Source organism: Hymenobacter agri, from assembly GCF_054778495.1.
In genome coordinates this window covers 1-11,352 of record NZ_BAAGZM010000082.1, presented here as the reverse complement: position 1 = coordinate 11,352, position 11,352 = coordinate 1, and the positions used below count along the sequence as shown (strand labels likewise).

Here is an 11,352-nt window from a genome sequence, read left to right as displayed (position 1 = left end):
GCGTGCGCAGCGCCGCCCTCTACACCGTGCGCTACCCGCTGAGCGAAACCCAGCTCCGCGACTTCGCCACCCGCTGTCTCGCCGACCCGGTGCTGCACGACGTGCGCCTGAACGAGTTGACCGGCGCCGAAGGTTACGCCACCTACATCCTGGTGGCCCGCCGCCCCGGCGTGACCGACGACGAAGGCACCTCGGCCCAGAATGCTCTCGCCGATATCCTGAACGAGCCGCTGGACGTGCACACCCAGCACATTTTCAGCAAGAAGCTCTACCTGCTCGAAAACGACCTGCCCGAAACCGACCTGCGCCGTATCGCGGAGGAGCTGCTTGGCAATAAGCTCATCAACTGGCTGGAAGTGGGCCGCGTGGCCGATGGCATCCGCGACTACACGCCGCGCCCTGGCGGCGGGGCCGAGGCCATTACCGAAGTCGTTTCGCTGACTGGCCTGAGCGATGCGGAACTGCTGCAGCTCTCGAAGGAAAACATTTACGCCCTGAATCTGGAAGAAATGCGGGCCGTGCGCGACTACTTCGCCGCTGCCGAAACGCAGGCGGAGCGGAAAGCCGCAGGCCTGCCCACTGACCCCACCGATTGCGAGCTGGAAATTATCGCCCAAACCTGGTCGGAGCACTGCAAGCACAAGGAGTTTTCGGCCCTAATCAACTACAAAGACCTGGAAACGGGCGAGGAGAAGCAGGTCGATTCGCTGTTCAAAACTTACATCAAAAACGCCACGTCGGAAGTGGACCGCCAGCTGCGCGCCAACGGCAACGACTGGCTGATTAAGGTGTTTTCGGACAACGCCGGCGCGGTGCGCATCAATCCCGACGCGCTGTTCGTGTGGAAGGTGGAAACGCACAACTCGCCCTCGGCCATCGACCCGTACGGCGGGGCCATCACGGGCATTCTGGGCAACAACCGCGACCCGTTGGCCACTGGCATCGGGGGCGCGCGGCTGCTGTTCAACACCAACGTGCTGTGCTTCGGTAACCCCGAATTTGATGGGCAATTGCTGACCGGGCAGCTGCACCCGCGCCGTATTCTGGAAGGCGTGCGCAAGGGCATCGAAGACGGCGGCAATAAGTCGGGCGTGCCCACGGTGAACGGCGCCATTGTATTCGATGACCGGTACGCCGGCAAGCCGCTGGTGTACTGCGGCACTGGCGCGGTGATGCCCATGCAATTCGCCGGGCTCGACTCGTGGGAAAAGAAGATTGATGCCGGCGACCGCATCATCATGGCCGGCGGCCGGGTGGGTAAGGACGGTATTCACGGCGCGACTTTCTCGAGCATCGAGCTGGACGAAACCGCGCCCGCCACGGCCGTGCAAATCGGCTCGCCCATCACCCAGAAGCTGGCGATGGATTTCCTCATGCTGGCAGCCCGCCGCGGTCTGCTGAAATGCAGCACCGACAACGGCGCGGGCGGCCTGTCGTCCTCCGTGGGCGAGCTGGCTGGCATTTCGGGCGGCGCGGTGGTGGAGCTGGAGCGCGTGCCGCTGAAGTACCCCGGCCTGCGGCCTTGGGAGATTTTCGTGAGCGAGTCGCAGGAGCGGTTCACGCTGGTGGTTGAGCCCGGCAAGATGGACGAGCTGCTGGCGCTGGGTCAGGAAATGGAAGTGGAGCTGACGGATATCGGCCACTTCACCGCCGATGGTTTCCTGGACGTGCGCTTCGACGGCACGCCGGTGGCGCGGCTCAACATGGAGTTCCTGCACGAGGGCGTGCCGCGCAAAATCCTGGAAGCGGAGTGGACCAAACCCGCCGCTGCTGAGCCGAAAATTCCGACGGTCACGGATTACACCGAGACGCTGACGCAGCTGCTGGGTTCGCTTAATATCTGCTCGCGCGAATCGGTGATTCGGCAGTACGACCACGAGGTGAAGGGCCGCACGATTGTGAAGCCGCTGATGGGCGCAACCGGGCAGGCGCCGCAGGATGCCGCCGTGGTGCGCTTCAACTTTGAGAGCTGGGAAGGCGTGGCCGTGAGCAACGGCATCATCCCGCGCTACGGCGACTTGGACGCGTATGATATGTCGGCTGGCTCGTTTGATGAGGCGGTGCGCCAGATTATTGCGGTAGGAGGGAAGCTCCCGAATCTGACGCCCGGCGACGGCATTTTCTGGTCGGTGAATGACAACTTCTGCGTGCCCGACTCAGTGTACGACCCCACCAGCAACCCCGATGGCAAGCAGAAGCTGGCCAAGCTGGTGCGCATGTGCGAGGCCCTGCGCGATGCCACGGCCGCCTACTGCATCCCGCTCACCAGCGGCAAGGACTCGATGAAAAACGACTTCAAGGCCGACGGCGTGAAGATTTCGGTGCCGCCCACCGTGCTCTACTCGATGACGGCCAAGATGGAAGACGTGCGCCGCGCCATCACCTCCGATTTCAAACAGGCCGACGACGTGGTGTACCTCCTCGGCGAAACCTACGACGAGCTGGGCGGCTCCGAGTTCTACGCCCTGCACGGTCAGCTCGGCGCCAATGTGCCGAAGGTTGATTTCGCGAAAGCCAAGGCGCTGTACACCCTCGTGAGCCAGGCCAATGACCAGCATCTCATCCAGTCCTGCCACGACCTGAGCGACGGCGGCCTCGCCGTAGCGCTGGCCGAAACCACCTTCGGCTACGGCTACGGGGCCGAAATCGACCTGCCCGCCACCGGCCTGCCGCTGGCGACGCAGTTGTTTTCGGAGTCACACTCACGCTTCCTGGCCACCGTGGCCCCGGAAGATGTGGTGGCCTTCGAGCAGCTGCTTGGCGAGCGCGCCACCCGCCTCGGCCGTGTGACGCTGGACGGCCAGCTGACCGTGCGCCACGCCGGCCAGCCGGTGATTGCGGCCAACACCGCCACGCTGCGCGCCGCCTGGACCAACGGGCCCGTCAATCAATTACTCGGCGTGGTATCGAAAGACAATCTAAGCCACTCCAACTCGCTCTAAAAGCACAAGACCCTTTTCCATTGGCCCAAAAGACTTTTGAAATGGTACAAGACTCGGCTCAAGGAGCACATAAAGTTCAATCGGAGGCACAAGATGGCCGCACGGGTTCGCCCGGCGCGGTGCAGGCGCTGATTCTGACTGGCTTTGGCATCAACTGCGAAGAAGAATTCGCGGCCGCCTACCGTCTGGCCGGCGCCGAGGCCACCATCGTGCACCTCAACCAGGTGCTGCACGGACAGGTGAGCATCCACGATTTCGACATCCTGAACTTCCCCGGTGGCTTCTCCTTCGGTGACGACCTGGGTTCGGGCGTGGTGCTGGCCAACAAGCTGCGCTACCGCCAGACCAGCGCCGACGGCCGCACCCTGCTCGACGACATTAAGCAGTTCATTGCCGATGGCAAGTTCGTGCTCGGCATCTGTAACGGCTTCCAGGTACTAGTGAAGCTGGGCCTGCTGCCCAACATGGGCGGCAACGTAACCCCCGAAGTGACCCTGACCCACAACGCCAGCGGCCGCTACGAAGACCGGTGGGTGACGCTCCGCGTGAACCCCACGTCGAGCACGCCTTTTCTGAAAGGCATCGAGACGCTGGAAGTGCCCGTGCGCCACGGTGAAGGCCGGCTGGTAATTCCGGATGCCGCTACGCAGGCCGCCATTGAAGCGGCCGGGTTGAACTGCCTGACCTACGCCGATTTCGACGGCAGCCCTACCGATGTGTACCCCTTCAACCCCAACGGCGCGTCCCTGAACTGCGCCGGCCTGACCGATACCACCGGCCAGGTATTCGGCCTGATGCCGCACCCGGAGGCGTTTCTGTCGGCTTACAACCACCCTGACTGGGCGCGGCGGCGGCGGCAGAACCCCGGCGCCAGCGAGGAAGGGGAGGGGCTGAAAATCTTCCAGAATATCGTCGCCCACATTACCCAAAAAAACAGCGCTACGGCTCCGGCTGTGCAACTCGCCAACCAAAACTAGCCTCCCAGAAACGTAGCTAATGAACACCCTCACGCACTTCGATTCTCCCCAGCTCCCGCTGCTGCACCGTGGCAAAGTCCGCGACAGCCTGCGCGCGCCCGGCGGCGACCGCCTCATCATCGTGACCGACCGCCTCTCGGCCTTCGACTCGGTGCTCGAAACCGCCATCCCGCACAAGGGCGCGGTGCTGAACGGCCTGGCCAACTTCTGGTTTGCCAAAACCGCGCACATCATCCCCAACCACGTTATTAAGCTCGTCGACCCCAACGCCATGCTGGTGAAGGAGGCCGAGCCCATCCGGGTGGAAATGGTGGTGCGCAACTACATCACCGGTTCGATGCTGCGCGGCTACCAAGCTGGCCAGCGCACCTTCTCGGGCGTGACGGTGCCCGACGGCCTCACCAAGCACCAGCGGTTCGCCGAGCCCATCGTGACGCCGACCACCAAGGAGGAGTCGGACCGCGAAATTACCCCCGAGAACCTCGTGAGTGAGGGCTGGGTGAGCCAGGAGTTGTACGACCAGATGAAGGAAAAATCCCTGGCGCTGTTCAAAGTCGGCTCCGAGCTGCTGGCCGAGAAAGGTATTATCCTAGTTGATACCAAGTATGAGTTTGGCTTGCTGAACGGTGAGCTGATTCTCATCGACGAGATGCACACGCCCGATTCGTCGCGCTTCTGGAGCGCCGAGGACTATGCCCGCAACCCCGAAACGGCCGAGCAGATGGACAAAGAGTACATCCGACAATGGCTGATTGCCAACAAAAAGGACGACCAGTACCCCCGCGCCCTCACCCCGGAAGTGGCCCAGGAAGCCAGCCGCCGCTACCTCGACATCTACGAGCGCATCGTGGGCGAGCCCCTGCCCACCGCCGACAGCGAGGATGTCCGCGCCCGCCTGCTGGCCAACCTCGCGCAGGCCGGCTTACTCTGACCAGTTACCAAATGGAAACTGCCGCCCCCAAGCAACTTGTTGAATCCTACATCAAAGCGTACAACCGCTTGGATGTTGCCGGCATGCTCGCGCCGTTGCATGAGGATGTCGTATTTCGCAACGTTTCCAACGGTGAAATAAACCTGACTACGACCGGTAAGGCGGCTTTTCGGCAGCAGGCCGAGCAGGCCACGCAATACTTCTCCGCGCGAGAGCAGCGCGTGACCGATTGGCAGATTAGTGGCCCGCGCGTCGAAGTTGCCATTGATTACTCGGCGGTTGCCGCCATTGAACTGCCCAACGGTCTGCAACCGGGCGACGCCTTGCAGCTGCAAGGCCGGTCTGTTTTCGAGATTGAAGACGGCCGGATTATTTCCATCGAAGACATTAGCTAGCCCCGCGGCGCGGGTTTAATTCCGTACTCCCTTGACTGACTCCCAAACCCTTCTCCTCCTCGGTTCCGGCGCGCGCGAGCACGCCCTGGCCGAAAAGCTGACCCGCGACGGGGCCACGGTGCACGTGCTGCCCGGTAACGCTGGCATCCCCAACAGCCACCCCGGGGTGAACCCGCTCGATTTTGAGGCCGTGAAAGCCTTCGCCCAGGCCCACGATTCCAAGTTGATTGTGGTGGGTCCTGAAGCCCCGCTGGCGGCCGGTATCACCGACTTTTTTGCCGGTTCCGATATCAAGGTTTTCGGCCCCACCCGCTCGGCGGCGCGGCTCGAAAGCTCGAAGGTGTGGAGCAAGGAATTCATGCGCCGCCACGGCGTGGCTACGGCGCAGGCCTGGCCCTTCCGGAGCGATAACATTGCCGCCGCCCGCGCCAAAGCCGCCGAGCTGGGCGGGCACGTGGTGGTGAAATACGACGGCTTGGCCGCCGGCAAGGGCGTGTACGTGTGCTCGTCGCCCGAAGAAGCCGAAGCGGCTTTTGATGATTTGCAGACGAGCTACTCGGGCTGGTTCAGCTTCCTGCTCGAAGAGAAGCTCACCGGCCCCGAAATCAGCATCATCGGCCTGACGGATGGCCGCACCATCCGCCTGCTGGCCACTTCGCAGGACCACAAGCAACTGCTGGCCGGCGACCTCGGCCCCAACACCGGCGGTATGGGTGCCTACTGTCCCGTGCCCTTCGCCGATGCCAACGTGCTGGCCGCCATCCGCCGCGACATCGTGGACCCCACCCTGGGCGGCCTGCAAAAAGAGCAGTTCGAGTTCCGGGGCTTCCTTTATTTCGGCATCATGCTCACGCCCAGCGGCCCCAAGCTTCTCGAATACAACGCCCGCCTCGGCGACCCCGAAGCCGAAGTCCTGCTGCCTGCCCTCGACAGCAGTCTGCTTGAGTTGATTGAAGCTACACTCGATGGCACCCTCGCTAAACAGGGCGTTCGGCAGCGCCCCGGCGCGTTTGTAGGCGTGGTGCTGGCCTCGGGCGGCTACCCGGCCGCCGGTTTCCCCACCGGTTTTCCCATCACCGGCCTCGACAACCTGCCGGCCGGCGTGCACGCCTACCACGGCGCCACCAAGCGCAACGAGGCCGGCGAGCTCGTGACCAACGGCGGCCGGGTCCTCGTTCTCACTGCCCACGGCCAAGATTTGGAAGAAGCCACCGCCCGCGCCTACGAAGCCTGCGCCCGCGTCACGTTCGAGGGAGCCTATTTCCGCTCCGACATTGCCCAACGCCCCGCCCCGGTCCTGACGGCCGCCGTTGTAAATTGAGACCAGAAGCCCAACTCAAACTAATGAAGCTCCTCGCCTCCTTCGAGCAATTCCAGCAGACCTCCGTCTCTTTCGGCGGGGGAGAGGGGAGGCCCGCCCGCCTGGCCATCCTGCTTTCGGGCCGGGGCTCCAACATGCTGGCCCTGCTCGAAGCTACCAAAACCGGCATTCTGAAAGGCCTGGCCGAGGTCGTGGTGGTCTTCAGCAACAAGCCTGATGCCTTCGGCCTCGAAGCCGCCGCGGCCCTAGGCTGCCCCATCGCCTCGCTGCCCAGCCAGGGCCGCAAGCGCGAAGCTTTTGATGCTGACGCGGCGGCGCTGCTCCAGCAGTATCAGCCCGATTTGGTGGTGTTGGCGGGGTACATGCGCATTTTGTCGCCGGCTTTCATTCAGCCGTTTGCGGGCCGCATCATCAACATTCACCCCGCCGATACCCACCAGCACCAGGGCTTGCACGCCTACGAGTGGGCGTTTGAAAACAAGCTGCCCGAAACCAAAATCACGGTGCACCTCGTGGATGAAGGCCTCGATACCGGCCCCATCCTCGCTCAGCAAACAGTGGACCTGCGCGGGGCCGATACGCTGGCCGAAGTCGAGCGCCGCGGCCTCGCTGTGGAGCACGAGCTGTACGCGCGGACTTTGGCCGAATTGATTACGCAGGCACGTCGTGCAGAGCGTAGCGAAGCATCTCGCGTGCCGCCACTAATCAACAACGATTAAGCTGCTACCCCACGCGAGATGCTTCGACTGCGCTCTGCATGACGTTCAACCCACCCCCTCAGATACTCCATAACCATCCCATCCCATGTGCGGAATAGTAGGTTTTCACGGTCCCGATAACGTCGTGGGCGATATGATTGTCGGCCTCACTGCCCTCCAGCACCGGGGGCAGGACGCGGCCGGCATCGCCACCTTCGACGACTCGTTTCACCTCTGCAAAGGCCAAGGGCTCGTCAACGACGTGTTCAAGCCCAAACACGTGAAGAAGCTAAAGGGCAACATCGGCATCGGGCACGTGCGCTACACCACCCAGGGCGCCAACGACTCCGACCTGGCCCAGCCCTTCACCACCAGCTACCCCTTCGGGCTGGCGATGGTGCACAACGGCAACGTCATCAACTTCCGCGACGTGGCCAAGCGCCTGCACGATAAGTACCACGTGCTGCCCAAAACCACCAACGACCTGGAGCTCATCATGTACACCTTCGCCTCGGAGCTGCGCGTGAAAGACCTCGACCACATTTCGGTAGTCGATATCTTCGATGCCGTGGAAACCACCCAGGAACTGGTGAAGGGTGCTTACGCCACCATTACCGTCATTGCCGGGCACGGCCTGCTGGCCTTCACCGACCCGCTGGGCATCCGCCCGCTGGCGTTGGGGCGGCGCGACACGCCCGCCGGCCCGGTCTACGCCTTCGTGTCGGAAAGCACCTGCTTCGACTACCTGGACTTTGAATTTGTAGAGAATGTGGGCCCCGGCCAGGCCATTTTCATCGACAATAACTACCAGGTGCACCGCAAAAACCAGTACGCGCTGCCCAAAAACTTCTGTGCCTTCGAGCAGATTTATTTCGCCCGCGAAGACTCCGTGATTCACGGCCGCCTAGTGGCGCGGGAGCGGGTGCGGCTGGGCAAAATCCTGGCCCGCAAGGTGGTCGATGCCGGCTTGAAGCCCGACATGGTGATTGACGTGCCCAGCTCGGGCTACTTCGCGGCCTCCGGTCTGGCCGAGGCCATTGGCGTGCCCTACCGCCGCGCGCTGGTGAAAAACAACCACATGGGCCGCTCCTTCATCGTGCCCACCCAGGCCGGGCGCGAAGACGTGGTGAAGAAGAAGCTGAACCCCATCCGCGAGTTCGTGCAGGGCAAAAAGGTGGCCGTGGTGGACGACAGCATCGTGCGCGGCACTACCTCGCGCCGCATCGTGCGCCTGTTGCGCGAAGCCGGGGCGTCGGAAGTCTACTTCATATCGAGCGCGCCGCCCATCGTGTCGCCCTGCATCTACGGCATCGACATGGCCATGAGCACCGAGCTGATTGCCGCCAACTACACCACCGACGAAATCTGCCGCTACATCGAAGCCGATAAAGTCATTTACCAGGATTTATCGGACTTGGAGGAGCTGTTTGCCGAGGAAAAAGGCCACGGCGGCAGCTGCTTCGCCTGCTTCTCGGGCAAGTACCCGACGGGCGACGTGACGCACTACCTGCGCCACATTCAGGAAGAGCGCGCCAGCCACCGCGGCGATAAAAAGGATAAGAAGTCGGTGAGCGCGAAAGCGCCCGCACCGACGGAGCATTAACCCCACCCCAACCCCTCCCCTCCGGGGGAGGGGCTTTTGATTTACTTCACCAAAAGCCCCAAAGGCCCCGCGTCAGGCTCCCCTCTCCCGAAGGGGAGGGGCCGGGGGTGGGGTTCCCCGCATGAACGACTCCCAAAACAACCCCGCCGGCTACTCCATCGAAGAAGGCAACGCCGCCTCGCGCAATGCTTACTCCTGGGCCAAAAAAACCTTCGCCAACCGCGCCGGAAAGCCCGGCGAGCCCGCCCAGGACCTCGACGGCGGCTTCTCCAACGAAATTCGCTTCGGCGCCGAGCGCCTCGGCATCAGCTCCGACGGCATCGGAACCAAGATTGAAGTGGCCGAGCGCCTGAACCAGTACGACTCGCTGGGCTACGACCTCATCGCCATGACGGCCGACGACCTCATCGCCGCCGGTTTCGTGCCCACCAACCTGTCCAATATCATCGACGTGAACCACCTCGACTACGACGTGGTGGACCAGCTGATGCGCGGCCTGCACAATGCCGCCAACTTCGCCCAAATCGCCATCACCGGCGGCGAAATTGCGGAGCTCGGCAACCGCATCGGCGGCTGGCCGGGGGCCAAGATGAACTTCAACTGGTGCTCCACGGCCATCGGGGTGCTGCACCCCAGCCTGGCCCAGCCCCTGAGCGGCAAAACTGCCCAAGCTGGCCACGCGGTGGTGGCGCTGCGCTCGCCCTCGTTCCGCTCCAACGGCTACTCGCTGGCCCGCAAAACCCTCACCCGCCTCTTCGGCGAAAACTGGCACGAGGCCCCCTACGATGGCCCCGACCAGCACGCCAACTGGGGCGAAGCCATGCTCTCGCCCTCGCTCATCTACTCGCCCGGCATCACGGCCCTGCTCGATGCCGGCCTGCCCTTGCACGGCATCGCCCACATCACGGGCGGCGGCGTGGCCGACAACTTCAAGCGCGTGCTCAAAAACGGCCTCGGCGCGGTGCTCGACAACCTGTTCGAACCCCTGCCCGCCATGCAGCGCCTCATGGAGCTCGGCGGCCTCGACGCCGAAACTGCCTACCTCTACTGGAACATGGGCACCGGCATGCTCATCGTGACGGAAGAAGCCTCGGCCGAAGCCGTGGTGGCCTCGCTGCGCGCCAGCGGCTACCTGGCCCAGGTGGCCGGCCACCTCACCGCCGAACCTGGCGTGACGCTGCGCGTGGCGGCGGGGGAATTGCGCTACGCGTAAGGAATCTGTGTCATGGCAGGTAGATGATTTAGCGTACTTCGCGTTACAATTTCTACCTGCCATGAAACGCTACTTTATTAATCAGGAAGGCGACGCCAACAAGTTCTGGAATATCGAACTGATTGATTCGGCCTACACGGTGACTTTTGGTAAGGTTGCCACAAAGGGCAGGGAAACGTCAAAAGCACTAGGAAGCTCAGAAGCTTGCGCTGCGGAAGTTTCAAAGCTCATTCAAGAGAAGCTGCGTAAGGGCTATCGGGAAATCCAGATGGGCGAAACGGTGCCTGAGAAAGCAGTGTCGAAGAAGTTGAAGCACGTTTATCGCCCAATGGACGAAGACCTGTTCTGGGAAATTCTGGACGCCCTTAATTGGAAAAAGACGGGTGACGATGATGCTGTATTGCTACCGGCCGAAAAACGGCTGGCCGCCCTGCCGCTGAATGATATTTTTGCCTTCGATGAGCTGCTGGCCGAAAAGCTCTATCAGCTCGATAGCCAGAAATATGCGGCTGCCTGCTATCCCGGCGAAAATACTGATTACATATCGGGCGATGCCTTCCTGTACGACCGGTGCAGCGTACTGACCAATGGCCGGGCTTTTTACGAAGCGGTGCTACTCGACCCCGGCAAATGGCCGGTCGGCTACGAGTTCGAAAGCTTGATTTACCTGCCACAGAAAGCATACACCCGCAAAACCAAGGACGACGATTATCCGCACCTCACCAAAGTGTCTATTGAAACGTGCAGTAATAAGGCGGGCTGGGCTGAATTATGAGGACAATGGCTCACCCAAACTGCGGAGTAGCCCAGCTACTGACGCGGTGCGTAGCTCCGTGCTTTAATGCCGCTTCCCCGGCAAACCACCGGTCTCCGTCGAATCTACTTACCATACACGGGTCGTGTAAATAAGGACAAATGCCAGTAGTTGCCATACGCAAGCTAATTGTTTAGGACCAGTCACGTAGTACTACTATGCAACGCGTAGATAAGTATGAATAGCCGCGTGCATCTACTATACAAAGCTTGCACATGTATGAGCAACCACCGGGGACTATTATATAACGGGCATTCAAGTGCGAACGGGCAGCGCTGCCTGCGATACACCGGTCTGCTGGGCGCCTTGGTCGGATGGCGGCGGGTAAGCTATTTTTAGGCTCCGGCCCGTGCGGCCGGCTTGGTTGCCCCGCCATTGCCCATAGCAACGTCCCCGCCCGCCACCGACGTTCTGCTCGCCGCCGACCTAGCCGCCCGCATTGCCCGCCGCGACCTGCC

The 11,352-nt window shown here is 62.3% G+C and carries 9 protein-coding genes; all 9 read left to right on the top strand.

The features are described 5' to 3' along the window. The coding region (locus ACYVDE_RS06765; RefSeq protein WP_460500721.1) for a phosphoribosylformylglycinamidine synthase subunit PurL at positions 1-2,942 on the top strand (2,942 nt) is incomplete at its 5' end. A gap of 41 nt (positions 2,943-2,983) precedes the next feature. Beyond that, positions 2,984-3,919 carry a phosphoribosylformylglycinamidine synthase subunit PurQ gene (locus tag ACYVDE_RS06760; RefSeq protein WP_460500720.1) on the top strand — a complete coding sequence of 312 codons (936 nt, stop codon included), beginning with the start codon at positions 2,984-2,986 and terminating at the stop codon, positions 3,917-3,919. A 19-nt stretch (positions 3,920-3,938) separates the two neighbouring features. Continuing rightward, entirely contained in the window at positions 3,939-4,850 is a 912-nt protein-coding gene (purC, locus tag ACYVDE_RS06755; RefSeq protein WP_460500719.1) for a phosphoribosylaminoimidazolesuccinocarboxamide synthase, read from the top strand. A gap of 11 nt (positions 4,851-4,861) precedes the next feature. Beyond that, complete coding sequence (locus tag ACYVDE_RS06750; RefSeq protein ID WP_460500718.1) at positions 4,862-5,245, top strand: nuclear transport factor 2 family protein; 384 nt, start codon at positions 4,862-4,864, stop codon at positions 5,243-5,245. A gap of 31 nt (positions 5,246-5,276) precedes the next feature. Further along, positions 5,277-6,566, top strand: coding sequence for a phosphoribosylamine--glycine ligase (gene purD / locus ACYVDE_RS06745; protein WP_460500717.1), 1,290 nt, complete (start codon positions 5,277-5,279; stop codon positions 6,564-6,566). Positions 6,567-6,589: 23 nt separating this feature from the next. Then, positions 6,590-7,285, top strand: a complete 696-nt coding sequence (purN, locus tag ACYVDE_RS06740) for a phosphoribosylglycinamide formyltransferase (protein ID WP_460500716.1) — start codon at positions 6,590-6,592, stop codon at positions 7,283-7,285. Positions 7,286-7,370: 85 nt separating this feature from the next. Beyond that, on the top strand, positions 7,371-8,867 hold the full coding sequence (gene purF, locus ACYVDE_RS06735; protein ID WP_460500715.1) for an amidophosphoribosyltransferase: 1,497 nt from the start codon (positions 7,371-7,373) through the stop codon (positions 8,865-8,867). Positions 8,868-8,988: 121 nt separating this feature from the next. Beyond that, positions 8,989-10,080, top strand: a complete 1,092-nt coding sequence (locus tag ACYVDE_RS06730) for a phosphoribosylformylglycinamidine cyclo-ligase (RefSeq protein WP_460500714.1) — start codon at positions 8,989-8,991, stop codon at positions 10,078-10,080. 61 nt (positions 10,081-10,141) lie between these two features. Continuing rightward, complete coding sequence (locus ACYVDE_RS06725; protein WP_460500713.1) at positions 10,142-10,855, top strand: DUF4240 domain-containing protein; 714 nt, start codon at positions 10,142-10,144, stop codon at positions 10,853-10,855. The last annotated feature ends 497 nt before the right edge of the window (positions 10,856-11,352 follow it).

Bases quoted from the DNA above. Each gene is read 5' to 3' on its own strand.
- ACYVDE_RS06760 (WP_460500720.1), top strand. From the start codon at position 2,984: ATGGTACAAGACTCGGCTCAAGGAGCACATAAAGTTCAATCGGAGGCA.
- purN (WP_460500716.1), top strand. From the start codon at position 6,590: ATGAAGCTCCTCGCCTCCTTCGAGCAATTCCAGCAGACCTCCGTCTCT.
- ACYVDE_RS06730 (WP_460500714.1), top strand. From the start codon at position 8,989: ATGAACGACTCCCAAAACAACCCCGCCGGCTACTCCATCGAAGAAGGC.
- purC (WP_460500719.1), top strand. From the start codon at position 3,939: ATGAACACCCTCACGCACTTCGATTCTCCCCAGCTCCCGCTGCTGCAC.
- purF (WP_460500715.1), top strand. From the start codon at position 7,371: ATGTGCGGAATAGTAGGTTTTCACGGTCCCGATAACGTCGTGGGCGAT.
- ACYVDE_RS06725 (WP_460500713.1), top strand. From the start codon at position 10,142: ATGAAACGCTACTTTATTAATCAGGAAGGCGACGCCAACAAGTTCTGG.
- ACYVDE_RS06750 (WP_460500718.1), top strand. From the start codon at position 4,862: ATGGAAACTGCCGCCCCCAAGCAACTTGTTGAATCCTACATCAAAGCG.